At 67.9% G+C, this 24,905-nt stretch carries 26 protein-coding genes and 1 pseudogene; 15 read left to right on the top strand and 12 right to left on the bottom strand.

Features of this window, described 5'->3' with window-relative positions; translation table 11 throughout:
- Positions 1 to 8: 8 nt before the first annotated feature.
- The 6 genes and pseudogenes from ABIA65_RS13435 to ABIA65_RS13410 form a co-directional block, all read left to right on the top strand.
- Positions 9 to 428: a hypothetical protein gene (locus tag ABIA65_RS13435; protein WP_241405089.1), complete on the top strand. Its 420-nt coding sequence runs from the start codon at positions 9 to 11 to the stop codon at positions 426 to 428.
- 94 nt (positions 429 to 522) lie between these two features.
- On the top strand, positions 523 to 1,422 hold the full coding sequence (locus ABIA65_RS13430; protein ID WP_241405088.1) for a metal-dependent hydrolase: 900 nt from the start codon (positions 523 to 525) through the stop codon (positions 1,420 to 1,422).
- Positions 1,422 to 2,525: a PDR/VanB family oxidoreductase gene (locus ABIA65_RS13425; protein ID WP_241405087.1), complete on the top strand. Its 1,104-nt coding sequence runs from the start codon at positions 1,422 to 1,424 to the stop codon at positions 2,523 to 2,525. Before ABIA65_RS13430 ends, ABIA65_RS13425 begins: the two co-directional genes overlap by 1 nt.
- Positions 2,526 to 2,553: 28 nt before the next feature.
- A complete protein-coding gene (locus ABIA65_RS13420; RefSeq protein ID WP_354523853.1) occupies positions 2,554 to 3,999 on the top strand; it encodes a serine/threonine-protein kinase in 1,446 nt (481 codons plus the stop codon).
- Positions 3,996 to 4,883 carry an LLM class F420-dependent oxidoreductase gene (locus tag ABIA65_RS13415; RefSeq protein WP_354523852.1) on the top strand — a complete coding sequence of 296 codons (888 nt, stop codon included), beginning with the start codon at positions 3,996 to 3,998 and terminating at the stop codon, positions 4,881 to 4,883. The genes ABIA65_RS13420 and ABIA65_RS13415 overlap by 4 nt, the downstream gene beginning before the upstream one ends.
- Positions 4,880 to 5,227, top strand: a pseudogene (locus tag ABIA65_RS13410) (nuclear transport factor 2 family protein); the annotation flags it as partial. The gene ABIA65_RS13415 and the pseudogene ABIA65_RS13410, both read left to right, overlap by 4 nt.
- A 94-nt stretch (positions 5,228 to 5,321) precedes the next feature.
- On the opposite strand, the gene ABIA65_RS13405 reads toward ABIA65_RS13410, so the two are convergent.
- A complete protein-coding gene (locus tag ABIA65_RS13405) occupies positions 5,322 to 5,789 on the bottom strand; it encodes an NUDIX hydrolase (protein ID WP_354523851.1) in 468 nt (155 codons plus the stop codon).
- 16 nt (positions 5,790 to 5,805) lie between these two features.
- Positions 5,806 to 6,072 carry a helix-turn-helix domain-containing protein gene (locus ABIA65_RS13400; RefSeq protein WP_241405083.1) on the bottom strand — a complete coding sequence of 89 codons (267 nt, stop codon included), beginning with the start codon at positions 6,070 to 6,072 and terminating at the stop codon, positions 5,806 to 5,808.
- A gap of 86 nt (positions 6,073 to 6,158) precedes the next feature.
- On the opposite strand from ABIA65_RS13400, the gene map reads away from it, so the two are divergent.
- The gene (gene map / locus ABIA65_RS13395; protein ID WP_354523850.1) at positions 6,159 to 6,947 is read left to right on the top strand and encodes a type I methionyl aminopeptidase; all 789 of its coding nucleotides are present in this window, start codon (positions 6,159 to 6,161) and stop codon (positions 6,945 to 6,947) included.
- 25 nt (positions 6,948 to 6,972) lie between these two features.
- Entirely contained in the window at positions 6,973 to 7,770 is a 798-nt protein-coding gene (locus ABIA65_RS13390; RefSeq protein ID WP_354523849.1) for an SGNH/GDSL hydrolase family protein, read from the top strand.
- Here ABIA65_RS13390 and ABIA65_RS13385 read toward each other — a convergent pair.
- From ABIA65_RS13385 to ABIA65_RS13375, 3 genes are read right to left on the bottom strand one after another with little or no spacing between them, the layout of a single operon-like run.
- Positions 7,756 to 8,100 (bottom strand): DUF732 domain-containing protein, encoded by a 345-nt coding sequence (locus ABIA65_RS13385; RefSeq protein ID WP_354523848.1) that lies wholly within the window; start codon positions 8,098 to 8,100, stop codon positions 7,756 to 7,758. The two genes, ABIA65_RS13390 and ABIA65_RS13385, sit on opposite strands and share 15 nt — an antisense overlap.
- 46 nt (positions 8,101 to 8,146) lie before the next feature.
- Positions 8,147 to 8,710, bottom strand: coding sequence for a hypothetical protein (locus tag ABIA65_RS13380; protein ID WP_241405080.1), 564 nt, complete (start codon positions 8,708 to 8,710; stop codon positions 8,147 to 8,149).
- Positions 8,711 to 8,769: 59 nt separating this feature from the next.
- Positions 8,770 to 9,579, bottom strand: a complete 810-nt coding sequence (locus ABIA65_RS13375) for a nuclear transport factor 2 family protein (RefSeq protein WP_354523847.1) — start codon at positions 9,577 to 9,579, stop codon at positions 8,770 to 8,772.
- Positions 9,580 to 9,696: 117 nt separating this feature from the next.
- Here ABIA65_RS13375 and ABIA65_RS13370 point away from each other — a divergent pair, with 117 nt between their 5' ends.
- From ABIA65_RS13370 to ABIA65_RS13360, 3 genes are all read left to right on the top strand, one after another.
- The gene (locus ABIA65_RS13370; protein ID WP_241405078.1) at positions 9,697 to 10,056 is read left to right on the top strand and encodes an Rv0313 family protein; all 360 of its coding nucleotides are present in this window, start codon (positions 9,697 to 9,699) and stop codon (positions 10,054 to 10,056) included.
- A 165-nt stretch (positions 10,057 to 10,221) separates the two neighbouring features.
- Positions 10,222 to 10,641 (top strand): hypothetical protein, encoded by a 420-nt coding sequence (locus ABIA65_RS13365; protein WP_241405077.1) that lies wholly within the window; start codon positions 10,222 to 10,224, stop codon positions 10,639 to 10,641.
- A 36-nt stretch (positions 10,642 to 10,677) separates the two neighbouring features.
- A complete protein-coding gene (locus ABIA65_RS13360; RefSeq protein ID WP_354523846.1) occupies positions 10,678 to 12,351 on the top strand; it encodes an acyl-CoA synthetase in 1,674 nt (557 codons plus the stop codon).
- Here ABIA65_RS13360 and ABIA65_RS13355 read toward each other — a convergent pair.
- The 3 genes from ABIA65_RS13355 to ABIA65_RS13345 all read right to left on the bottom strand — a co-directional run bounded on the left by ABIA65_RS13355 (position 12,303) and on the right by ABIA65_RS13345 (position 13,798).
- A complete protein-coding gene (locus ABIA65_RS13355) occupies positions 12,303 to 12,863 on the bottom strand; it encodes a hypothetical protein (RefSeq protein WP_354523845.1) in 561 nt (186 codons plus the stop codon). The genes ABIA65_RS13360 and ABIA65_RS13355 overlap by 49 nt on opposite strands.
- Before the next feature lie 65 nt (positions 12,864 to 12,928).
- Positions 12,929 to 13,195, bottom strand: a complete 267-nt coding sequence (locus ABIA65_RS13350) for a hypothetical protein (RefSeq protein ID WP_354523844.1) — start codon at positions 13,193 to 13,195, stop codon at positions 12,929 to 12,931.
- 126 nt (positions 13,196 to 13,321) lie between these two features.
- Complete coding sequence (locus tag ABIA65_RS13345) at positions 13,322 to 13,798, bottom strand: SRPBCC family protein (protein WP_241405073.1); 477 nt, start codon at positions 13,796 to 13,798, stop codon at positions 13,322 to 13,324.
- Positions 13,799 to 14,452: 654 nt separating this feature from the next.
- Here ABIA65_RS13345 and ABIA65_RS13340 point away from each other — a divergent pair.
- Entirely contained in the window at positions 14,453 to 15,094 is a 642-nt protein-coding gene (locus ABIA65_RS13340) for a peptidoglycan endopeptidase (protein ID WP_354523843.1), read from the top strand.
- On the opposite strand, the gene ABIA65_RS13335 is transcribed toward ABIA65_RS13340, so the two are convergent.
- The gene (locus ABIA65_RS13335; protein WP_241405071.1) at positions 15,091 to 15,276 is read right to left on the bottom strand and encodes a hypothetical protein; all 186 of its coding nucleotides are present in this window, start codon (positions 15,274 to 15,276) and stop codon (positions 15,091 to 15,093) included. The two genes, ABIA65_RS13340 and ABIA65_RS13335, sit on opposite strands and share 4 nt — an antisense overlap.
- A gap of 154 nt (positions 15,277 to 15,430) precedes the next feature.
- Here ABIA65_RS13335 and ABIA65_RS13330 point away from each other — a divergent pair, with 154 nt between their 5' ends.
- Complete coding sequence (locus ABIA65_RS13330) at positions 15,431 to 16,714, top strand: spinster family MFS transporter (RefSeq protein ID WP_354523842.1); 1,284 nt, start codon at positions 15,431 to 15,433, stop codon at positions 16,712 to 16,714.
- On the opposite strand, the gene ABIA65_RS13325 is transcribed toward ABIA65_RS13330, so the two are convergent.
- Positions 16,711 to 17,091, bottom strand: coding sequence for a DUF4267 domain-containing protein (locus tag ABIA65_RS13325; protein WP_241405069.1), 381 nt, complete (start codon positions 17,089 to 17,091; stop codon positions 16,711 to 16,713). The two genes, ABIA65_RS13330 and ABIA65_RS13325, sit on opposite strands and share 4 nt — an antisense overlap.
- A 233-nt stretch (positions 17,092 to 17,324) precedes the next feature.
- On the opposite strand from ABIA65_RS13325, the gene ABIA65_RS13320 reads away from it, so the two are divergent.
- On the top strand, positions 17,325 to 20,168 hold the full coding sequence (locus tag ABIA65_RS13320) for an MMPL/RND family transporter (protein ID WP_241405642.1): 2,844 nt from the start codon (positions 17,325 to 17,327) through the stop codon (positions 20,166 to 20,168).
- 1 nt (position 20,169) lies between these two features.
- Here ABIA65_RS13320 and ABIA65_RS13315 read toward each other — a convergent pair whose 3' ends face one another.
- Both ABIA65_RS13315 and ABIA65_RS13310 read right to left on the bottom strand, forming a co-directional pair.
- A complete protein-coding gene (locus ABIA65_RS13315) occupies positions 20,170 to 22,536 on the bottom strand; it encodes a Tex family protein (protein WP_354523841.1) in 2,367 nt (788 codons plus the stop codon).
- The gene (locus ABIA65_RS13310) at positions 22,502 to 23,878 is read right to left on the bottom strand and encodes an acyltransferase family protein (RefSeq protein WP_354523840.1); all 1,377 of its coding nucleotides are present in this window, start codon (positions 23,876 to 23,878) and stop codon (positions 22,502 to 22,504) included. The genes ABIA65_RS13315 and ABIA65_RS13310 overlap by 35 nt, the downstream gene beginning before the upstream one ends.
- A gap of 99 nt (positions 23,879 to 23,977) precedes the next feature.
- On the opposite strand from ABIA65_RS13310, the gene ABIA65_RS13305 reads away from it, so the two are divergent.
- Positions 23,978 to 24,901 (top strand): hypothetical protein, encoded by a 924-nt coding sequence (locus tag ABIA65_RS13305; protein WP_354523839.1) that lies wholly within the window; start codon positions 23,978 to 23,980, stop codon positions 24,899 to 24,901.
- Positions 24,902 to 24,905 lie beyond the last annotated feature (4 nt).

Raw genomic sequence — 24,905 nt, 5'->3', positions numbered from 1 at the left:
GAGGTCACGTGAAGAAGCTTGCCGTTCTTGGAGCCGGCGCCATCGCCGCAGCTACGGTGGCCCTGCTCGCACCCGGCGTCGCCGACTCCAGCCCGGGAAGCGCGGCCGCCCTCAACGTCGTCGGTGAGCCCTATGGCCGTGCGTTGTCCATTCTCAAGAGCCAGGGCGTCAAGGCATTCTTCGGCGGAGCGGTCGGCAGCGACTACCCGCAGGCCGAGTGCATCGTCGCTCAGCAGAAGATCACCAGCGGCGGCCGGATGCTCCTGAACCTGGACTGCACCGAGGCAGCCGTGCTCGGAGCCCAGAGCAACGCCCCGGCAGGTGGCGGCGGCGGAACCGGCGGGCCCAATGTCGGCGGCAACGGTGTCACCACCGTCACCGCCACGCCGGTCGGACCGCAGCCCGGGATGCCCATCCCCGGCGCGTAGCGTTCGACACCCTGGACCGCGGGTACCCGCTACCCGCGTTCCCACCTAACCCGTAGACTGGCCCCCATCACATTTCCTGATGAGGAGGCACGTCATGTTGCGTCCACAGCGGTTCGACACCGAGGTCGACCCTGGTCCGGTGCAGATCCAGGCCCGTAAGGTCCACTTCGACGTGGCCGACGCGGCGTTGGACTGGATCCCGAATCATCCCGTCGCCTCCAATATGGTCAGCCTGCTCAACATCGTGCTGCCCGCCGCCGAGCGCTGGTTCGTCACCACCTACAACGAGGCGCTGCCACTGGTGAAGGACCCGAAGCTCGCGGAGGACATCCGCGGCTTCATCGGGCAGGAGGCCACGCACGCCGACACCCACGACAAGGTGCTGCACGAGTACATGGTCGCCAACGGCGTCGATGTGACCTCGATGCTGGAACTGGTCGAGTACGTGTTCGAGAAGATGCTGGCGCCCATCGAGACGGACGATCCCAAGCGTCGGATGAACAACCTGTGCGATCGGTTGTGGTTGATCGCCGCCATCGAGCACTACACGGCGGTCCTCGGCGACTTCTCTCTCAACTGCACCTGGGACGACCACGGGGCCGACCCCACCGTCGTCGACCTGTTCCGGTGGCACGGCAGCGAGGAGGTCGAACACCGGATGGTGGCGCACGACGTCGCGGCGTACTTCCATGACAGCTACTTCGAGCGCATCCGGGCGATGACGATGGCCGTGGCGATGATGTTCATGTTCTTCCAGCGCGGCACCTGGTATCTGATCAAGAGCACCCCGAGCAATGACATCGGCTGGTGGCGGATGCAGCGGTTGCGCATGCGCGACTCCAAGCTCGGACTGCTGCCCAAGTACCGACAGCTGTTCGGCTCCAACACCTTTGTGTACTTCCGACCCGGCTTCACGCCTGAGGAGATGGGATCCACGGCGCAGGCCGTGGCGTATCTGGCGAGTTCGCCTGCGGCGCGGGCCGCGCATCTCTGATGCGGCTCGTCTCGCGGCTACGGGAACTGCCGCCGATGCCCGGCCGGAGCCGCCCGGCGTGGTCGGTGGGTCTCGCCGATGCCGCCGTGACCGGTCTGTTCGCGTTGTCAGGTGTGACGCGCAGGGTGGCGCCGCCGGTTGAGGTCGACCGCCGCATCGCACTGACGGTGTCGGATCGCACCGTCGTAGCCCACGATCAGGACGTCATCGCACTGCGGTTGACCGCAGCCGACGGTGGTCCGCTGCCCCGTTGGCATCCGGGCTCGCATATCGACGTGCACCTGCCGAGCGGCAGGCTGCGCCAGTACTCGCTGTGCGGCGACCCCGACGACACACACGCCTATCGGATCGCGGTTCGGCGCATCCCCGGCGGTGGCGGCGGCTCCGTCGAGATTCACGACGACCTTGCGATCGGGTCGACGATCACGACAAGTGGTCCGCGCAACGCGTTCCCGCTCACGGTGCCCGGCTACGGTTCGCCCACCCAGCGCGTCCGGTTCATCGCAGGCGGTATCGGCATCACGCCGATCCTGCCGATGCTGGCCGCCGCACAGCGGCTCGGTGTGGACTGGTCGATGATCTACGTCGGACGCAGCGCCGACAGCCTGCCGTTCCTCGATGACGTCGCCCGCTTCGGTGATCGCATCCTGATCCGCACCGACGATGAGTCCGGTGTGCCCACGGCCGACGACCTGCTCGGCGACTGCCCGGACGGCACGACGGTCTATGCGTGCGGGCCCGCCCCGATGCTCACCAGCGTGCGCACGCACCTGATCGGGCGCGACGACGTCGAGCTGCACTTCGAACGGTTCGCCGCGCCGCCGGTGGTCGATGGCCGCGAGATGACGGTGTCCGTCGCGTCCACCGGTTCAACGGTCCGGGTGGGCGCCGAGGAGAGCGTGCTGGCGGCGTTGGTGCGATCGGGTGTGCACGCGCCGTACTCCTGCCAGCAGGGCTTCTGCGGTACGTGTCGCACCCGCGTGCTGGCCGGCGCTGTCGACCACCGCGACACGCTGCTCACCGAACCGGAGCGCGAGGCCGGGATGATGTTGGTCTGCGTGTCCCGCGCCTCGGATGACGACGGCCTGGTCCTGGACCTCTGACGCGCCCAGTCCGGCTACTATTTCGCGCATGCCGCTGCCCGATGGGACGACGTTCGCTGGCTACACCATCATCAGGCGGCTCGGATCCGGCGGTATGGGCGAGGTCTACCTGGCTCGGCATCCACGGCTGCCGCGCCAGGACGCCCTGAAGGTGCTGCGCGCCGAGGTGTCTGCCGACAGCGAGTACCGAGATCGGTTTCACCGCGAGGCCGATATCGCCGCCGCCCTGTGGCATCCCCACATCGTGGGCGTGCACGACCGCGGCGATTTTGGTGGCCAGCTCTGGATCTCAATGGACTACGTCGACGGCACGGACGCCGGTGAGCGGCTGCGCGAGCGCTTCCCCACCGGGCTGCCACCGCGAGAGGTCGCCGAGATCATCACCGCGGTCGCCGATGCGCTCGACTACGCCCACGAGCGCAACCTGTTGCACCGCGACGTCAAGCCCGCCAACATCCTGTTGGCCAACCCGGATTCGCGGGAGCGACGAATTCTGCTGGCGGACTTCGGGATCGCCCGATGGGCCGATGACCCGAGTGGGCTGACCGCCACGAACATGACGGTCGGCACGGTGTCCTACGCGGCCCCCGAGCAGCTGATGGGCGATGAGCTCGACGGCCGGGCCGACCAGTATGCGTTGGCGGCCACGGCATTCCACCTGCTCTCCGGTTCGCCGCCGTTCTCCCACTCCAACCCCGCCGTGGTGATCAGCCAGCATCTCGGCGCGGCCCCGCCTGCGCTGCGGGATCGACGTCCGGAACTGTCCGCGCTGGATCCGGTGCTGTCTAAGGCGCTGGCCAAGATCCCCAACGAGCGCTTCGAACGGTGCGGCGACTTCGCCCGCGCCCTGGCTCACCGACTCGGCGGCGATGTCGATCCCGGCGTCGATCCCGGTGTCAGTCCCGGCGTCGACCCCGAGGCCACTCAGTTGTCACCGATTGCCGCACCCGCCCGGCGCTCACCGGTACGGGCCGGCGTCGTCATCCCGGCGGTCCTGGCGGTGCTGCTGATCGTCGCGATCGCCGTGGCGGCGTTCGAGTTCACCCGGGCCGATGACGAGCGCTCAACGCAGGCAACGAATGCCAACACGACCGACGCGAGGGCCAGCACTACCGCCACCACGCCGTCGACCATGCCTCCACCGAGCCCGCTGCCGCCTCCGCCACCGCCGACCACAACCACCACGACCACCGCACCGGCAGCGGCGGCCATCGGTGCCGACTGCTCTCCCGAGGGCAGCACGGCCACCACTGCCGACGGCAGCACCGCCTACTGTTCGACGCTGCAGGGCACCGCGGCGACGATCTGGTCGCTGACCCCCGGTGACGTGCCGAGCCCGACGGTGACGGTCGACCCGACCGAGGAACCGCTGCCGTTCGGCCAGGAGTCGCCCGTGCGGGTGTGCATGCAGCAGACGGGCCAGACCCGCCGCGAGTGCCGTGAGGACATCCGTCGCAGCAACGAGCTGCCATGACCGGCCTGCCGAAGTTCGCCGTCGTCGCCCCCGTCGTCGCGGGCGTCACCGCCGACCCGGTGTGGATGACCGAATTCGCCCGGCACGTCGAGGATTGCGGCTTCGAGTCGATCGTCGTCGTCGAGCACACCGTGCTCATGACGCAGTACTCGAGTGTGTATCCGTACGACCAGTCGGGACGCGTGGAGATCCCGGCCGACTGCCCCGTCCCCGATCCGCTTGACCTGCTGGCCTTCCTGGCGGGCCAGACCACTCGACTCGGCCTGGCGACCGGCGTGCTGGTGCTGCCCAACCACCATCCCGTAGTGCTGGCCAAGAGAGTCGCCACCATCGACGCGCTGTCGGGCGGGCGGCTGCGCCTTGGCGTGGGCATGGGTTGGTTGCGTGAGGAAGTCGAGGCGTGCGGTGCCCCGTTCGACGAGCGCGGGCGGCGCGCGGACGAACAGATCGATGTGATGCGGCTGTTGTGGGCCGACCATCCCGAGGGTGTCAGCCACCACGGCGAGTTCTTCGAATTCGATTACGCGACATGCCATCCCAAGCCCACTGGCCGCCTGCCCATCCACATTGGCGGGCACAGCAGGGCCGCCGCGCGCCGGGCGGGTCGGCGCGGCGACGGATTCCAGCCGCTCGGGGTCAGTGGCGACGCGCTGACCGAACTCGTTGCGTTGATGCGCGAGGAGGCCCAGCGTGCGCAGCGCGACCCCGATGCGTTGGAGCTCTCGCTGGGACATCTGGTCACCAAGATCGACAGCGACCGGGCCGGCAGGCTCGCGGCCTCCGGCGCGGACCGCGTAGTGCTGGCGATGCCACCGACGGCCGACCTCGACGAGGCGAGGGACGTCGTGTCGGCCTGCGCTCAGCGACTGGCGTTGACATCGTGACCCTGGCCATCGCCGACCGTCTGGCCCTTGCCGATCTGGTCCACCTCTACGCCGCCGCGGTCGATGACCGACGGTTCGGCGACGTCGCCGAGTTATTCAGCGAGACAGCAGAACTCCGCCTGCCCGACCCACCCCGGTCACTGGAGTCCGTGCACTCCCACCGCGGCCGAGCCGCGATCCGCGGTGCCATGACGGCACTGGCAGGTGTCGAGCGCACCGAGCACGCGATCGTCGGCGAGGTCTACGCGGCGGGTCCCGAGCCCGGGTATGCACTCGGACGCATCACCTGCATCGCGCATCACTGGACACGCGGCGAGGGCGGCGGCGCGCAGGACGTCGTCTGGCACCTGCGATACGACGACGAGTATCTCCGGACAAAGACCGGATGGCGCATCCACGGCCGCGCGTTGACCATCAACGCCATCGAGGTCAGGCAGATCAGCCGCCTGCGACAAGCTCCACCAGTCGGTCCAGTAGCGGCTGCTGACCCTTCAGCAGCTTCGACCGGGCCTGCGCCACGGATAGCCATGCCACCCGGTCGATCTCGGGATACTCCCTGATCCGACCGGAACCCCTCGGCCACTCCAGTTCGAAGGTGTTGCTCACCGTGTCGGTGACATCGAGGTCGCCGTGGACCGCGAATGCCGTGACGATCTTGCCGCCGGGCTGCTTGACCGGTGCGAACTCGACGCGTGGACCATCGGGCACGTCCAAGCCGATCTCCTCGCGGAACTCGCGCTGGGCGGCCACCCAAGGATCCTCCGGCTCGGTGTACTCCCCCTTCGGGATCGACCACGCCCCGTCGTCCTTGCGCGCCCAGAACGGGCCACCGGGGTGTGCCAGCAGCACCTCGACGCCGTCATCGGCGATGCGGTACAGCAGCACACCCGCGCTCAGTTTCGGCACCCGGTAACCCTAGGTTCTAGATGGCCATCCGCTGGACGTCTGTCCCCCGCCAGGCGTCGACGGCATCCTGCAGGGGCATGCCGAGCGCGTTGCAGAGTCCGATCACCGTGCCGAAGCTCGGGCTGGGCATTCGACCGACCTCGATCTTGCGCAGCGTCTCAGGCGAGATACCGGCGTGACGGGCGATCACCTCGGGGTCGCGACCGGCTCGGGCTGTCCGGATCAGCGCGCCGAGACGTTGCCCGGCCTTCACCTGCTCGGGGCTCAGAGGCACACGCACCATGCCGGTCAGCATAGCCGGTATTCAAATACCGATCTCTGCTACCGTCGTGTCGGTATAAAAATACCGACCCTGAACGGAGAGCATGTGTGATTGAACTCAAGACCGCCGACGAGATCAACAAGATGGCGGCCACTGGCGCGTTCGTCGCGGACACCCTGGCCACGCTGTCGATCGAGGCGGAGCCGGGAGTGAACCTGATGCAGCTCGAGCACCGGGCCCGCGCACTGATCACTGCTCGCGGCGCGGAGTCGTGCTACTGGGACTACGCGCCGTCATTCGGTCGCGGTCCGTTCCGGAACGTCATCTGCCTGTCGGTCAACGATGCTGTGCTGCACGGCATGCCACGCGACTACGCGCTGCGCGACGGCGATGTGCTGAGCCTCGACCTTGCGGTGTCGATCGACGGCTGGGTGGCCGATGCCGCGGTCACGGTCACGGTCGGTGACGAAACCGACGCGGCCGACGCAGCCCTGATCTCCTCGACGCAGAGAGCCCTTGACGCGGGGATCGCCGCGGCGGTCCCCGGCGGCCGCCTCGGTGACATCTCCGCCGCAATCGGCGCGGTCGCCACCGCGGCCGGATATCGCGTCAACGCCGAGTTCGGCGGTCATGGCCTGGGGCGCACCATGCACGAGGATCCCCACATCCCCAATCGCGGAAGACCCGGGCGGGGGCTGCTGTTGCGGTCGGGTATGACGTTCGCGCTTGAACCGTGGTGGGCACGGGGCAGTGATCGGCTGGTCATGGATGCGGACGGCTGGACCCTGCGCTCGGCCGACGGCTCGAACACCGCGCACTCCGAGCACACCATCGCCATCACCGAAACCGGCCCTCGCATACTCACTTCGCCAAGTGGCGCGCACGCGGCGAGCTGACGGCCGCGCCACTACAGTTTCGATCGTGGCTGACACAACCGGGGGCTACACCCGCTACGTCGCACTCGGCGACAGCCAGACCGAGGGTCTGTGGGATGGCGACGACTCAACGGGCCTGCTCGGTTTCGCCGACCGGCTTGCCATGCTGCTCAACGAGCACACCCCCGGTGTGCGATACGCCAATCTCGCGGTGCGCGGCAAACAGATTCGCGATGTCATCGATCACCAGCTGCCCAGAGCGCTGCAGATGCGTCCCGACCTCATCACCATCTGCGTCGGCATGAACGACGTCACCCGGCCGGCGCGGAGCATCGACCGGGCACTGGAGGATCTCGACCTGCTGCACGACCTGCTCGCCGAATCCGGGGCGACGATCGTCACGACGACGTTTCCCGACCTCGCCAAGATCCTGCCGGTCGGGCGACTGCTGGCGTCGCGGGTGCAACAGGTCAACGAGGTCATCCGCGTCGCGGCCGACCGCCACGGGTTCCGACTGGTCGATCTCTATGCCGCACCGTCGATGACAGACCCCGAGACCTGGAGCCCCGACCGTGTGCACGGGTCGCCCAGGGGGCACGCCCTGTTCGCCGCGGCGGCGGCCGAGGCGCTCGAGCTGCCCGGCAGCAGCCACGACTGGACGGTCAAGCGGGCCCACGTCAAGCTGCCGGGGTTCCGGTCCCGGATGTACTCGCAGGTGCTCTGGACGCAGAACCTGCTGATGCCCTGGGTGTGGCGCCACCTGCGCGGACGATCCAGCGGTGCCGGGCGCGAGCCCAAACACCCAAGACTGGAACCCGTCTCGCTGCGGCTAGAAGCCGAGTAGTCCCAGCGGCAGCGGATTCTGGCCGTTGCCGAGAGATGCCATGACACCGGGGCAGAACGCCGAGATTGCGAGGCCGGTGAACATCGTCGCGGGACCAAGCGACATACCCGCCGTGTCGGCGACCTTGGCGGCGGCATCGGCGGCGGACTGACCGGGTTCGGACAGCATCGGGCACACCGACTGACCGAGCGCGACGGCGTCGGCCGGGTTGGGCATCCCCACACCGGAGTTGCCGAGCGCGTCGATGAAGGCGTCGTCAATGGGGTCGGCCTGGGCCGGCACAGCGGTCAGCAGCGCCGCGGCCGACACGCCGGCGGCGAACACTGACACACGTCGGATGGTTGCGGTTCTGAAAGGCACCGGCAAAGCCTACGGGTCAGACGCCCTGCCACGTCTCGTCGAGTTGCTGCGCGACATCGATGACCTTGGCCTTGCTGGATGCCGGGCTGTCGATCTCACCGGCCACGTGTGCGGCGATGAAGCGCTTGATCTCGGCGTCGATGCCGCCGATGATCCGCACCAGCTCGGCGCGCAGTGTCTTGGACGTCACATGGATCGCGATATCGGAGGGCCGCGGCTTGTGGACGTCCAGGACTATCAGCAGGGGTTCGGCCGCGAGTGCCTCGGCGCGCAGCGCGATCTCGCCGAAGACTATGAACCGCGGTTTGTCGATGCGCAGGTCCACGACCATGTCGATCTCGAGCGGAATCTTGATCGAGAAGGTGATCAGTTCGCCGACGTGCCTGGTGACCACCGGGGTCTGGATCTTGACCCGCGCGGTGACCTTGGCGATCTTGCCGGGACCCTGCGCGATCGGGCCGATCTCGAACTCGTCGCCGGCGATCTGGGCGATGGCGTCACCGACCCGCTGTTCGGAGACGGCGACCTCGAAGAACTTCCGGCCGAATTCCTCGTAGGTCAGATTCTGGTGGTCAGACATGGTGTTCCTACCGTCTCATGTCCACGTCGCGTTCACCGGCACCACACCCTGAATCGTCATCACGCCTCGGGGAACAGGCGGATCCGGGTGATCGCCGTTGGGCCGGACTCCAGATCGGCGAACAGGATGCCGCGCTGGCCGTCGGCCTCCACGCCGACGATGACCGTGTGCCCTGCGGCGATCGACTTGTGCCACCGTCCGCCGCGGAGTCGGTTGACCAGATCCGACGCGGAGATCGCGACGTCGTCGCCAAGCGTGATCGACACTCGGTCCCCGAGCAGGCGCCGGACGGCGACCTCGTCGCCCGCGCACACGACATCGACGAGCTGCTCGACATGACGCTTACCGCGTCCACCGACCCCGCGGAAACCCGCGGCGAAGCCGACCGCGCCCAGCGGGCCCTGGTTGCGCAGCAGACCACCCGCAAGACCAAGGCCCGCGGGGACTGCCCCGAGGCCGGCCCGCGCGAACTGGACCACCATCGCGGGAAGCTCCCAGTACGCCCGCATGCGGGCGAATCTCAGCGCGGCGTCCGCAGGTTCCATGTCGTAGCGCAGGTAGGCGGGAATGTTCATCACGACTGACGTCCCCATCCTCACCTCGAGCGTGACATCGCGGACGACCGAGTGGTCGGAAACCACGTCGAGGTGACGGTGAAAGACGATGTCCCGGGGCGCGATGAACGTGTCGTAGAAGCGTTCGATCTGCTCCCGCCCCCGATGCGGCTGCGACCCGACGGGGTCCTCGACGCGTCCGTGTGGCGCGAACAGGTCGACCCAGCCGCTCCGGTCGTGGATTCCCAACGCCGCGGGTGACCGTTCGACGGCGGCGATCAACTCGGCACGGGTGGGTGCGGACTGGTCTGACATCCCCCCATCGTCCCTCACGGGCAGTCCGAGAAGAGCATCGTGGCGGTCCCCGCAGTTCGCGCGCACACTGGAGGCTGTCGCCGGCGATGGGCCGGGCGACCGTACGAGGAGACCGCCATGAGCCAGAACGGACCGTTCGGTATCGACCCGGAGGACATCGACCGGGCGCTGCGCGAGGCCGGTGAGGGGCTGCGCGACGCCCTGGGGCGCGTCGGCCAGGGTGCCGGCTGGACCAGTCTCATCAACGAGTTCACGCGCTCGACGCGGCCCACGCCCGAGCCCGAGACCACCGGCCAGACCGGCGACGGAGTGTGGTCGGTCTACACCACCGACGACGCGGGCGGCGCGCACATCGAGGAGGTCTACCCCACCGAACTGGATGCCTTGCGCGCCAACAAGAACAACACCGACCCCGCCCGGCGGGTGCGGTTCCTGCCGTACGGGATCGCGGTGAGTGTGCTCGACGAGACCGAGTGACGGCCTGAGCTGGTCCCCCGTCGCTTCGCTCGCCCTGTGCCCATTCCCCGTCGCTTCGCTCGCCCTGCGCCCATTCCCCGTCGCTTCGCTCGCCCTGCCTCGAAAGCGCTCCGCCCCACGGCTAACCCGTTAGGCTTTGCCGCAACGTCGAGGAGGCTCATCAGCATGTTTCGCGAACTGACGATCGCAGGCGCGGTCGCGGCGGCTGCCATCGCACTGGCCCCGACCGCCATCGCGGAACCCAACGACTATCCGGACCCGTCCGGCCGGTATCCGACCGACGTTCCCGGGATGAACTACGACGCGGCGCTGAGCGCCCCCTGCGACAACTACCAGGTGTTCACCTTCGGGCGCGGCCGTGGCGGCGAGCCGCTGAAATGTCATTGGATCCCGAATCAGTGGCCACCCGTGTACACCGGTTTCTGGGTGGCGTCCTACCCGTTGCACGGACAGCAGGAGATCGGTGCGCCGTGTCCCGGACCGAAGTCCGCGGCGCAGGCGCCCGACGGCCGTCCGATGGTGTGCCTGGGGGCGCAGGGCTGGCAGCCCGGCACGCTCACGGGCGCGGGCTTCTTCCCCGGCTGACCATACAACGCGCGCGTCAATGTACGGTCGTCGATTGTGAGCGATGTCAGCGGTGACGTGAACTTCAACCTGTCCGAGGTCTTTGGCTCGGTGGCCGACACCATCCCGGACGAGACGTTCCTGGTGTGGCGTGGCCGCCGGATGAGTTACGGCGACATCGACAAGCGCGTCGACGGCTTCGCGAACTACCTGACCTCGGTCGGACTCGGCTGCCACACCGAGCGCGACGCGCTGGCCGGCCACGAGTCGGGTCAGGATCATCTCGGCATCTACCTGCGCAACGGCAACGAGTACCTCGAGGCCATGATCGGCGCCTACCGAGCCCGGGTGGCGCCGTTCAACGTCAGCTACCGCTACGTCGAGGAGGAGCTGTGCTATCTCCTCACCGACTCCAATGCGCGCGCGCTGGTCTACCCGTCCGAGTTCGCGCCGCAGGTGGCCGCGATCCGCGACCGTCTCCCGAATCTGTCGGTGCTGATTCAGGTGGCCGACGACTCGGGCCATCCGCTGCTGCCCGGGGCCGTCGACTTCGAGACCATCCTGTCCACCCCCGCCCCGCCGCAGGGCAGGCCGACACCGTCGGGTGACGACCTCTACATCCTCTACACCGGCGGCACCACCGGCATGCCGAAGGGCGTGCTGTGGCGTCAACACGACATCTTCGTGTCCTCGATGGGCGGGCGCCCGTGGGGCAGCGACAAGGCGATGACGTCCTACGAGCAGCTGCGCGCTCAGGCCGGCGGCTCGCCGGGGGCGATGTCGCTCCTGATGATCCCGCCGCTGATGCACGGCGCTGCCCAGTGGGCCGCGTTCAACACGGTGACGATGGGCGGGCGGCTGGTGATACCCGACGACGTCGAACGGCTACGCGCCGACGCGGTGTTGCGGCTCGCCGAGCAGGAACGCGTCATGAGCATTCCCGTGGTCGGCGACGCGATCGCCCGGCCGCTTATCGATGAGATCGAGGCCGGCGACTACGACCTGTCCGGCCTGTTCGCCATCACCAACGGTGGCGCGCCAATGTCACCGACCGTGCGGGCGCGCATTCTGGCGGCACTGCCCAGCGTGATGGTGATGGACGCCGTCGGCGCGTCCGAGTCCGGCGCGCAGATGAGCACGGTCAACAGTGCCGGCGCCGAGGAGAGGGCGGCGGTCTTCACGCCGCAGTCCGACACCGGCGTCGTGTCAGCCGACCTCGACCGGGTGCTGGAGCCCGGTGAGGGGCCGGGATGGCTGGCACGCCGCGATCTCATTCCGCTCGGCTACCTCGGCGATGCCGAGAAGTCCGCACGCACCTTCCCGACCATCGACGGCGTGCGCTGGTCGGTGCCCGGCGACCGCGCCAACGTGCTCGAGGACGGTCGCGTCGAACTGCTCGGCCGGGACTCGGTGACCATCAACTCCGGTGGCGAGAAGATCTTCGTCGAGGAGGTCGAACGCGCCGTTGCCGCGCATCCAGCGGTGTACGACGTGGTGGTCGTGGGTCGACCCTCGGAGCGCTGGGGCAGCGAGGTCGTGGCCGTGGTGCAGTTCGCCGACGGCAGCTCGGCCACCGACGACGAACTCGTCGAGGTGTGCCAGAAGTCGATCGCGCGCTACAAGATGCCCAAGGCGTTCATCCGCACCGACAAGGTGGTGCGTTCGCCCGCGGGTAAGGCGGACTACCGCTGGGCCAAGGACCTCGCGACCGACGGCGTCAGGTCCGAGTAGCCCGCGAGCAGCGAGGTGGTCCGGCCACGGAACACCTCAACCGGGTCCACCGATTCCGCGATGCCGATGGCGAGCAGCGCCCGCGCCTTGAACGCGCGCGCGGCGGCGCTCAGTACGTGGTGGACGGATTCGACACCCGGGATCGGTTCGGCGAGGTCGTCGCCCCACACCGTGACCTCACCGAGGCCGCGCCTCACCACGCGCAGCACCTCGGCCCGCAGGTGCTCGTCGTCGGACAGCGCCTGCGCTGATGCCGCCAGAGACAGCGACCGCAGGGGTGCCGCGGTGTCGTCGTCGGGCTGCTCGACACGGCTGTTCACGCCGAGGATGCGCAGCGGCGCGGTGTCGCAGTCGTCGGTGAGGACGACGGTGATGCACCAACCGGCCATGGACCTGTCGACGAGCCAGCCACCGGCGGACCGCACGACATCAGCGGCGTCGCGTGCCGTCACCTGAAGGTGGTACTTGCCCAGCGTGCTCACGACGTGGGATCGCTGTGGGCGCTCAGACATTCTCCGACTCGAACTCGACACCCCATGAGCGTGACACTTTAACGGCAATCTGTAAAGGATCGATATCATCTTGGGACTGCCGTGAGATGCCGGAGGTGATCCCTGCCGAGTGCGGCGACTCCCCCAACACCCATGAGTAGCAGCGCCTTCCGAGTCTCCTCGGCAAGAATGGCAAGCACTTCCTCGGCGCCCTTGGTCGAGAGGCTGGCGGACGGCGAGACCGTCTCCGAGTTGACGCGCGGCATCAGCGACGCGATGGGTGCATCCGCGGATGGGTACACCAATTCCGGCAGGCGTGGCGAGGAGCTGATCGCGGCCGGCCGGCGAGCCACCGCGGAACTGAATGACTATCTGCGCGAACCGATTCCGCTGACGGCGAACCGCGCTCCCGCCGAAATCTGGGCCCCCGCGTGCAAAGGGACGTCCCTGTCGTTACCTTCGCCGCGCAACGACCCTGGTTACGGTCTCGACGCGAAGGTTCGGCGGATACCCGCGAGCATCTCGGCATGCGCGGCCACCGCCTGCCGGATCGTCGTCGCGGCCAGTGGGCGGGGTGCCTCTATCCGCAGCCTCTCGGTGATCCGGGTTCCGCCCTCGACCTCGTCGAATGAGACGACCCCGTCGAGCCGCACCCCGGGGAACTGACGGGCCTGCGTGCGCACATCACCGCTGTTGGGTACGTCGAGTCGTGCGGTATACGTAATCGGCATCGTGACCGGTCCAAGCGGTATTCGGTCGCGCACCCGGTAGGTCTGGACGTAGCCGTCGGCCCGCTCCTGACGATCGACGGATCGCACCTCGACAACCAGTGGATGGACTTCTCGAATGTTGTTCAGATCGACGTAAAAGCGCTTGACGACTTCGGGTTTCGCCGCAACCGTGTCGCTCACCGTGCGGTCGGCGCATCCCGTCCACCATCGCCCATTGCGTGCCATGCGTTCGAATCTATCCGGCGCACAGGGTGAGGAGACACGAAACCGCTGCGGTGGTGCACACCTCGAACGCTTTGGGTTGTCCACGTTGCAGATTCGATGCTGAATTGTTGCCACATTCGTATCGCGCATCGACAGAGGTTGCACATCAACCAATCACACGGCGTGACCGATGTGGCAGATGTGAAAGCGGGCCATGGCGGCCACCTTTGACTCACGCGCTCTCGCGACGACGCGACGAGAGGTCTCCCGACAAGGATTTTCGGCCGCTTCACGGTGTTCATCCACCTCACAGCAGTTCCAGAGCCAAGCAGCAGCGAATCGGGCGGTCTTTATCGATTCACCGACCTCCCTTCGCTACCCCGAAATGCAATTTGAGCAACAACTCTCACGAGAACCGGAGCGAGATGCCAAGGCGGGACGCAACGTGATCGCGGCCACCCGCGAAATCACTTCTGAGCTGGTACGTTAGTCTCACAGTCAGGTTTTGACGGGTAGGCGCTAAAAGCCGACGGAGTGCGGGTACTCTTCAACCACACGGCGTCGAGATGGCAACGCGCTCAAGGTGATTTGTTACTCGGCCCGAGAAATCGCCCGAAAGTGATGGGTGCCACATATTTTGGTCGATGGCAAATTCCATTGCTAGTGTCCCGCCGCATGATTGGTTTCGCGACCGCAACACTGCTGACACTCGTCAACCAGGTCTCGGGCACGCCGTACATCACGGGTGGTGACACCCCCGCGGGTACGGACTGCTCAGGACTCGCCTCGTGGGTGGCCAACGCAGCCACCGGCCGTCCCATCTACGGCGACCGGTTCCACACCGGAAACCAGGAGTCCGCGCTGCTGGCCCGTGGCTTCCGGTACGGCAGTGCGCCCGGCGCGCTCAACATCGGCTGGAACTCCGGCCACACCGCCGTGACCCTGCCTGACGGCACGCCCGTCTCCAGTGGCGAGAGCGGCGGAGTCAGGGTCGGTGGAGGTGGCGCCTTCCAGCGCCAGTTCACCCGTCACATGTACCTGCCGATCAACGAGGTCGACGGTGCCGAGGCCGCACCTGCCGACCCATTCGCACCGCCGCCGCCGCCGCTCGACCCATTCGCGCCGCCTCCGCCGCCGCCTGCCCCCGAATTCGTCACCGCCCAGTTCGTGCCACCGGCGCCCGAGGCCGCACCCCCGGCGCCGGAATTCGTGCTGCCCCCCGCCCCACCCGAGGCCATTCCGGCACCGGCGCCCGAGCTGCTTCCGCCGGGCGATGTCCTGCCGCCCGTCAACGACGTCCCGGTTCAGTCCATCTAGGGTCGGCGGCGCACCGCACCCCACACCAGGCCTAGGCCGATCAGGGCGATGACCGGCCCCAGGATCGACCATGTCGTGGTGTTGCTCATCGGGCTCCCCCCGACCAGGCCGAATCCCTGAAGGGCGAACAAGAGGCCACACAGGGCGACGAACACGCCCACTCCCACGATGGCGATGCGCATACCTTCGACAGTAGTGCCGAAGTCACGTCCCAAGGTCGGTGTTCCGCCGGAAAGGGCCTGACCGCGATCGGTCCGATGCCCGATCGGCGGGTGCTGTGACATTTCGGCGTCAATCTGTAAAGCTACGTCGGCAAAACCCCTGCGAGGAGGGACTATGTCGACGACGGAGGCCACGCTCAGTGCCGACGGCACGCAGCGGCACGAACCGCCGCGCGCCTGGGTGGCCGTGGCGGTGCTCGCATTCGTGGGCACGCTCAACTACGTCGACAGGTTCCTTCCGGCGGTCCTGGCCGAGCCGATCAAGGCCGATCTTGCGTTGTCGGACACCGCGATCGGCGTCATCAACGGCTTCGGGTTCCTGATCGTCTATGCGGTCGTCGGCATCGTCCTCGCACGCTTCGCCGACCGCGGCGCCTTCGGCCTGGTGATCAGCGGGTGCCTCACGCTGTGGGGCGCGATGACGATGCTGGGCGGAATGGTGACCTCGGGTTTCCAACTTGCCCTCACCCGCGTCGGCGTGGCCATCGGTGAGGCCGGCAGCACCCCGGCAGCACACGCCTACGTGGCGCACAACTTCATTCCGGAGCGTCGTGCGGGCCCGCTCGCTGTGATCACGCTGGCGATCCCGCTCGCCAGCGCGGCCACCCTGATCGGCGGCGGCCTGCTCGCCGAAACTCTGGGCTGGCGAATGACATTCGTGATCATGGGCGCGCTCAGCGTCCTGTTCGTACCGGTGGTCCTGATGGCGCTAGGCCGCAGGCAGACGATGGCCTCCGTGGTTGTCGCGCCACAGGAGAGCGTCGTGTGGTGGGTCCTCCTGCGCAAGCCCAGTTATCTGGCCATCGTGACCTGCGCGGCGTTCATCTCGGTGGCAGGCTACTCATTGACCACCTTCGCGCCGGCCTTCCTCATGCGCAGCCACGGCATGTCGCTGGGCGAGGTCGGCCTGCAGTACGGGCTGGCCAGCGGAATCACCGGCATCGTGGGCCTGCTCTTCATCGGTCGCCTGGCCGATGTCCTCGCGGCACGGGACCCGCGCTGGCTGCTGTGGGTCGTGGCTGCGATGACGGCAGTCCTGATTCCGTTCTCGGTACTGGCGTTCGTGGTGGAGAGCCGCCTGCTCAGCGTGTGGTTCATATCGCTGAGCTATGTCGTCGGGATCGCATACATGGCGCCGTCCGTCGCCGCCATTCAGCGCCTGGTTCGGCCCGACCAGCGGGCGACAGCCTCCGCCGTCTTCCTCTTCTTCAGCTCGACGGTCGGATCGGCCGGGCCGTTCTTGACCGGTGTGTTCAGCGATGCGCTCAGCGCTGATCTCGGTACGGCCTCGCTCGGCCGGGCACTGCTGCTGGTGCCAGTGGCACAGGTGATGGCCGTCGCCATGCTCCTGATCGCCGCGCGTCGGTTCCGAAGCGAGATGGTCGAGGAAGACGCCTAGTCGGATGCCCGGGGCCGGCGCATGGCGCCCCACAGCCCCACGCCGATGCCGACGACGGCACCGCCCAGCCCGATGATCTGCTGGCCCCGCTTCAGATCGTGGTGGACGCTCAGCCCGCCCAGCAGGTCGGCCGCGTCCGCACCACCGGATGCCAGGAACCAGCCGCGAGTGTCACGACCACCCATCGCGGCGGCCAGCAACAGGCCGCCGATGAGCGCGTCGCGGTAGCCCATCGACCTCAACAGCAGGCGCGCGGACGGCCCCGGGTCCTCGGGCTCCCCCCACAGCCGGTTCGCGCGCAGCGGATCGATGAGGAAGGAGACGCCGGAGGCGAGACGAATGCTGCCCGCGACGAGCGCGGCACGATCGGTCGGCATGGCAGGAGCGTAGGGCCCGACCCCGCCCACGGTGGGCGAGTTCGGGCCATCAATCTCATTGATCACGTCAACCTGTGAGCAGCCTCAGCGTCGCCGGTGCCTCATCTGGTAAAACTAAGACCGACTAAGACTAAGGCTGACCTAACGCCGTTGTGAGGAGATTCGTCGAGGTGCCCAACTCGCACGTGGAGAGCGGGCGCAGCAACGAACAGCAGCACCGCGGCGGTCTGGCCATGTGGATCCGCCGACTGGCGATTCCCATCATCTTGTTCTGGATCCTGCTCGTCGGCGCCCTGAACGCGACGGTGCCACAGCTCGAGGTCGTCGGCCAGATGCGGTCGGTGTCGATGAGCCCCGCCGAGGCGCCCTCCGTGATCGCGATGAAGCGCGTCGGCACGGTGTTCGAGGAGTTCAAGTCCGACAGCTCGGCGATGATCGTGCTCGAGGGCGAGGACCGCCTCGGCGATGAGGCCCACCGCTTCTACAACGACATGGTCGCCAAGCTCGAGGCCGACTCCACGCATGTCGAGCACGTCCAGGACTTCTGGGGCGACCCGCTGACCGAGGCGGGCGCGCAGAGCGACGACGGCAAGTCCGCCTACGTCCAGGTGTACCTCGCGGGTAACCAGGGCGAGACGTTGGCCAATGAGTCGGTGAAGGCCGTCCAGGACCTCGTCAAGGCGCTGCCTCCCCCGCCCGGTGTGACGGTCTTCGTGACCGGCGGCTCGGCGCTGGCTGCCGATCAGCAGATCGCCGGTGACCGAAGCGTCCGCATCATCGAGTTCGCGACATTCGGCGTCATCATCTCGATGCTGCTGCTGGTCTACCGGTCCATCAAGACAGTGCTTCTCGTTCTGGTGATGGTCGTGTTCGGCCTGACCGCGTCCCGCGGTGTGGTGGCCTTCCTCGGCTATCACGAACTGATAGGCCTGTCCACGTTCGCCACTCAACTTCTGGTGACGCTCGCGATAGCGGCGTGTACCGACTATGCGATCTTCCTGGTCGGGCGATATCAGGAGGCCCGCACGCTGGGCGAGGACCGGGAGTCGGCGTACTACACGATGTTCCGCGGCACCGCCCACGTGGTGCTGGGGTCCGGTATGACGATCGCCGGCGCGACGTTCTGCCTCTCGTTCACCCGGCTGCCCTACTTCCAGTCGCTGGGCATCCCGCTCGCGGTCGGCATGTCCATCGCGGTGGTCGTGGCGCTCACCCTGGGGCCGGCGCTGATCACGGTGGCGAGCCGGTTCGGGTGGTTGGAGCCCAAGCGCGCCATGCGCATTCGCGGGTGGCGCAAGATCGGCGCCGTCATCGTGCGGTGGCCCGGGCCCGTGCTGTTGGGCACCGTCGCACTGTCGCTCGTCGGCCTGCTGACCCTGCCCGGTTACCAGCCCAACTACAACGACCGCAACTACCTGCCGGCAGATCTTCCTGCCAACCAGGGATTCGCCGCGGCCGAACGACACTTCGACCCCGCCCGGATGAACCCCGAACTGCTGCTCATCGAGAGCGACCGCGATCTCCGAAACTCAGCGGACTTCCTCGTGATCGACAAGATCGCCAAGGCCGTCTACCGGGTGCAGGGCATCGGCAGCGTGCAGGCGATCACCCGCCCGAACGGCAAGCCGATCGAGTTCAGCACGATTCCGGCCCAGCTGAGCATGGGTGGTGTCGGCCAGGAGCTGAACCGCAAGTACAACGAGGACCGCATGGCCGACATGCTGGTCCAGGCCGACGCGATGCAAACCAACATCGACACCATGAAGAAGATGATGTCGTTGATGGGACAGATGTCCGCCACGACGCACGAGATGGTCGCCAAGACCAAGCAGATGGTCGTCGACGTCACCGAATTGCGGGACTACATCTCGAATTTCGACGACTTCTTCCGCCCGGTCCGCAACTACTTCTACTGGGAACCGCACTGCTACGACATCCCGGTCTGCTGGTCGATGCGCTCGATCTTCAACATGCTCGACGGCGTCAACACCATGACCGACACCATGGCCGAACTGGTCCCCATCCTCGAGCGGCTCGACATGCTGATGCCGCAGCTGCTGGAGCTGATGCCTGAGCAGATCGCGACCATGGAGAAGATGAAGGACATGATGCTGACCATGAAGGCGTCCCAGGGCGGCCTTCAGGATCAGCAGAAGGCCGCCAGCGAGAACCAATCGGCCATGGGCGACGCGTTCAACGACTCCTGGAATGACGACACGTTCTACCTGCCGCCGGAGATCTTCGACAACGAGGACTTCAAACGGGGTATGGAGAGCTTCATCTCGCCCGACGGTCGTGCGGTCCGGTTCATCGTCAGCCACGAGGGCGATCCGCTCTCCGCCGTGGGTATCGAGCGCATCGACGCGATCAAGAAGGCCGCCAAGGAGGCGATCAAGGGCACACCGCTCGAGGGATCGCGAATCTACCTCGGCGGCACCGCATCGGCCTTCAAGGACATGCAGGAGGGCAACAGCTACGACATGCTGATCGCCGGCGTCGCCGCGCTCGCCCTGATCTTCATCATCATGCTGTTGATCACCCGTAGCCTCATCGCCGCTGCCGTCATCGTCGGCACCGTCGTGCTCTCCCTCGGCGCGTCGTTCGGCGTGTCAGTTCTGGTGTGGCAGCACATCCTTGGCGTTCCGTTGCACTTCATGGTGATGGCCATGGCGGTCATCATCCTTCTTGCCGTCGGCGCGGACTACAACCTCCTGCTCGTGGCACGTCTCAAGGAGGAGATACACGCGGGGGTGAACACCGGCATCATCCGCGCCATGGGCGGTACCGGATCGGTGGTCACCGCCGCGGGTCTGGTGTTCGCGTTCACCATGATGGCGATGGCCGTCAGCGAGATGACCGTGGTCGCTCAGGTCGGAACGACGATCGGCCTTGGCCTGCTGTTCGACACACTGGTGATCCGGGCGTTCATGACACCGGCCATCGCCGCACTGCTCGGACGGTGGTTCTGGTGGCCGCAGATCGTTCGGAAGCGTCCGGTCCCGTCGCCCTGGCCTCAGCCGCAACAGGCCCGGGCGGGAGCGGGAACGCCGTCCGACGGCGATCCCGCATCCCCCTGACTCAGCGCCCGAAGCCGGCGTCCCGTAGCGCCTGTGCCATCGATCCGGCCGCGGCCGGTGCGGCGTCACGGCGGCCGGAGTTCTTGTCCCGACCGGGGTTTCGGCGATCTGGAGCGCCACGCTTACTGTCGTCGCGTCGGGGCTTCCCCGCACCGTCAGCCGGCTTGGCCTGGCCACGCGCAGGCGTGTCGTTCAGGCGCAGCGTCAGCCCGATGCGTTGACGGTCAACGTCGACCTCGAGGACCTTCACCCGCACCACCTGCCCGGACCGCACCACCTCGTGGGGGTCGGAGACGTAGCGGTCGGCCATCGCCGAGACGTGCACGAGACCGTCCTGATGCACGCCGACGTCGACGAACGCACCGAACGCGGCGACGTTGGTGACCACGCCCTCCAGGACCATGCCCTCCTTGAGGTCGGAGACCTTCTCGACCCCGGCGGCGAACGTGGCGGTCGAGAAGGCGGGCCGCGGATCGCGTCCCGGCTTCTCCAGTTCGGCGAGGATGTCGGTCACCGTGGGGATGCCGAACCGGTCGTCGGCGAAGTCGGCGGGTCGCAGTGACCGCAGCGATCGCTCGTCGCCGATCAGTTCGGCCAGCGTCACGCCCGCGCGGTCCAGGATGCGACGAACCACCGGATAGGCCTCGGGGTGCACGCCCGACGCGTCGAGCGGGTCGTCGCCGGCGTTGATCCGCAGGAAGCCGGCGCACTGCTCGAATGCCTTGGGGCCCAGACGCGGAACCTTCAACAGTGCCTTGCGGTTGGGGAACGGTCCGGTCGACTCGCGGTGCGCGACGATGGACTCGGCGAGGGATTCCGTGACCCCCGAGACGCGTGCGAGCAGCGGGACGGATGCCGTGTTGAGGTCGACGCCGACGGCGTTCACCGCGTCCTCGACCACGGCGTCCAGGCTGCGCGCCAGCGTGCCCGCCGTGACGTCGTGCTGATACTGGCCCACCCCAATCGACTTGGGTTCGATCTTCACGAGTTCGGCGAGCGGGTCCTGTAGCCGTCGCGCGATCGACACCGCGCCACGCAGTGTCACGTCGAGAGTCGGCAGCTCGTGGGCGGCATACGCCGACGCCGAGTACACCGATGCGCCCGCCTCACTCACCATCGCCTTCACGGGGGCGTCGGCACCGGAGGCGCGGATATCGGCGATGAGTTCGGCAGCCAGCGCGTCGGTTTCGCGGGATGCCGTGCCGTTGCCGACGGCGATCAGCTGGACGCCGTGCCGCGCGACGAGCGCCCCGAGCGTCGCCTTGGCCGCGTCCCACTGCTTCTGCGGTTGGTGCGGGAAGATCGCGCAGGTGTCGACCACCTTGCCGGTGCCGTCGACGACGGCCACCTTGACGCCGGTGCGGAAGCCGGGGTCGAGGCCCAGCGTCGTGCGGGTCCCCGCGGGGGCTGCCAGCAGCAGGTCCTTGAGATTCTTGGCGAACACCGCCACCGCGTCCTCCTCGGCGCGTTGACGCAGCCGGATACGGGCGTCGACCGAGGCGGAGATCATCAGTTTGACGCGCCACGCCAACCGGACGGTGGTGGCCAGCCACGCTGTCGCCGGGGCCGTCGAGGACAGATCGATGCCGAGGGTCTGGGCGACCATCGCCTGGTACACCTCGTCCTCCCCACCGCCGAGGTTCAGCGCCAGGATCTGCTCCTTCTCACCGCGCATGACGGCGAGCACTCGATGCGACGGCATGGTCTCGAGCTTCTCGGAGAAGTCGAAGTAGTCGCGGAACTTCTGTGCGGCAGGAGTTTTGGCGACCTCCTCCGACAGGGGTGAGGTGCGCACGGAGCCGTCGGCCCAGAACTTGGCGCGCACGGCGCCGACGAGCTCGGCGTCCTCGGCGGCCCGCTCGATGATGATGTGCCGCGCCCCGTCGAGGGCTGCCGCAGCGTCGGCGACCTCCTCACCGAGGAACTCCGCGGCCACCTCGTCGGGAACCAGGGTCGGATCGGCCAGCAGGCGATCGGCGAGAGGTTCCAGGCCGGCCTCGCGGGCGATCTGCGCCTTGGTGCGGCGCTTCGGCTTGTAGGGCAGGTAGATGTCCTCGACCCGCGACTTGGTGTCGGCGGTCAGCAGGGCGGCCCGCAGCTCTGGGGTCAGCTTGCCCTGCTCGTCGATGGAGGCCAGCACGGCGTCGCGGCGCTGGTCGAGCTCGCGCAGGTAGCCGAGGCGCTCCTCGAGGGTGCGCAGCTGGCCGTCGTCGAGGCTGCCGGTGACCTCCTTGCGGTACCGCGCGATGAACGGCACGGTCGCGCCCTCGTCAAGCAGCCGCACCGCGGCGCTCACCTGCGTCAGTGCTACATCGAGTTCCGCAGCGAGACGGTCATTTACGGGTTTGACGGTTGGGCTCGAAGTCACGCGAGGACCCTACCGAACTCCTCTGACGGCGCGGCGCGGGCGCGCCTGGCGTGTTGGTGCCGGCGCACACTCTAGCGGCCGCGGCGGTGGCGAGGAAGCAGCCCAGCGCGGTCCAGCCCCCCACGTCGTCCAGGCCGTCCTTGGCCATCAGCACGAGCGCCACACCGGCGACGCAGATCAACGCCCCGGCCCCGGTCGAGCGTGCGCCGGTGGCCCCCACCGGTCCGTCCCACCACGGCAGCCGACGATGCTCGAGCGGTGAGAGCAGCCAGAACGTCACGCCCATGACGATCGCGAACACCAGTGCCCGCAGCGCGAGCAGACCCCAGAAGCCCGGGGCGTGCACGTCGTAGGCGTCGAGGCCGAACGCGTGCAGCGTGAACATGGCCACGGCGATCGCGGGGATGTGCCAGAGGTAGATGGTCATCGCTCCCCCGTTGCCCACCGAGACGACCCGCCAGACCCGCGGCCGCGCCGCCCACCGGCCGATGGCACCGGCGGCGGCCACGAACAGGCACGACATCCAGGTGCAGTGCAGCGCGAGCAGCAGCGTCGGCGGGGACACATTGGACATCCGCTCCGCCCCGGTCACCACGAGCGCCACCTCGTAGGGCCCCGTCACGGCCAACGCGATCTGGGCGATGAGCGCACTCGCGGCGACGACGAGCGCCGCGCGGGGGCCGATCAGTCGGCGCGCATAGGCAACGCCGATCGTCATCGGGATGAGCCAGACGATCACGAAGTTCGCCACCCCGGACTCCGGCGTACCGACGGCCATCCGAACACCGTCGACGGCCGCGGCGGCCACGAGCAGGGACACGATGAGAACGGCCAGGCCGCGCCACGTCTGCAGGCGGGTCAGGGCTGGCACGAAGGCGAGCACCACCAGGTACACGCCGAGGAACCACAGCAGCGCCACCGACTCGCGTCCGATGCCTGCCGCCGACTCCGCTCCCAGGATCATGCGGGCGCCGAACAGGCCCACCGTCCACGCCGCGAGGTACCAGAACACGGGTCGGCACAGGCGCTGGGCGCGGGTCACCAGCCAGGTGCCCCACGGCGTGCCCGCCCGCCAGCTGTATGCGCCCGCCGCGCCGCCCGCGAGGAAGAACAGGGGCATGACCTGGGCGACCCAGGTGAGCGGGGCCATCGCGGGGATCTCCCCGAGCAGGTTGCCGATCTGCAGGCCGTCGGCGTTGATCGTGGCGAGTAGCAGGAAACAGTGGCCGAACATCACCACGACCAGCGCGCCGAGGCGGGCCACGTCGACGGCGCGGTCCCGTCCGGTGACGGTGTCGCCCACGGCGTCGGCTGCGTCGAGCGTGGGCTTGTTGGACGGCATGTTCTCAGCATGCCGCGTTGCAGGTGATCGCGGATGAGTAGGACTACTCGTCGTCCTTCTTGGCGTCTTCCCTTAGTCGGATGCTCTAGATTCCAACCAATGCGTTTAGCAATGATTCTTCTGGCCGTGCTGGTGGGCGTGGTGGCCTCACCGGCCGCCCCGGCAGGCGCCGAGCCCTTGGCGACTGGTCCCACATCGGCGCCCGACCTCAGCGGCTACACCGAGGTGAACCCCGACGCGTTCGTGGCTAGTGGCGAGGCGTACTTCCAGACCCCCGACGGACTGCTCTGCGCCATCCAGCCCAACCGTGGAGCCGCCGGATGTGACGGCCGGCTACCAGCGACACTGCTCGGCGTCAACGAGATCGTCCTCGCCGAGGACGTCAACGCGCGCGGTCTGCGGGCCACGTCCAACCCGCGTTTCGTGAAGCCATCCGGTGGCGCGGCCCCGGTCCTGCAAGAGGGCCAGAAGATCGTGCTCGGTGACTTCGAGTGCGCCGCGGCCCCCGGAGCGGTCACCGCGTGCACCAAGGGTGCGCCGGTCTCGCAGTGGATGGTTGTGTCCCCCGCGAGCACCGGTATCGGCCCGGCGACCGAGGGCCTGCCCGCGGGATTCCCCGATCCGAACGACTTCGTCGTCGGCGATGACACCTACATCGTCGGCACCGGCGCCAAGAACTTGTTCCCCGTGTTCACCGTCGAGGGTGGACTGACCTGCTCGATGATCATCTTCAGCGGTGGTGAGATCGGGTGTGACGGCCCGCTGCCGCACGTCACCGGCGGCCAGAACCAGGTCTTCACGCAGCTGCCCGGCGCGAGCGGCATCCGCCGCGCCGACGACAAGAAGTTCAGCACCCCCGCACATCCGGGCAACATCCGGCAGCTGCCCGTGGGGTACCGCGTCAACGCAACGGGCTCCACCTGCATGGCCATCAAGGGAGGTGTGGCGTGCTACGGCACGCTGGCCGGTGCCACGCAGGGCTTCCAGGTCTCCCCCACGGGCACCACGACCTTCCCCGAGTAGGGAT

Origin of the sequence: Mycolicibacterium sp. 624 (genome assembly GCF_040548615.1) — a bacterium.
In the GTDB taxonomy this organism is placed as follows: domain Bacteria; phylum Actinomycetota; class Actinomycetes; order Mycobacteriales; family Mycobacteriaceae; genus Mycobacterium.
Note: the sequence above shows the minus strand (reverse complement) of the source record. Positions and strands in the feature narration are given on the sequence as shown.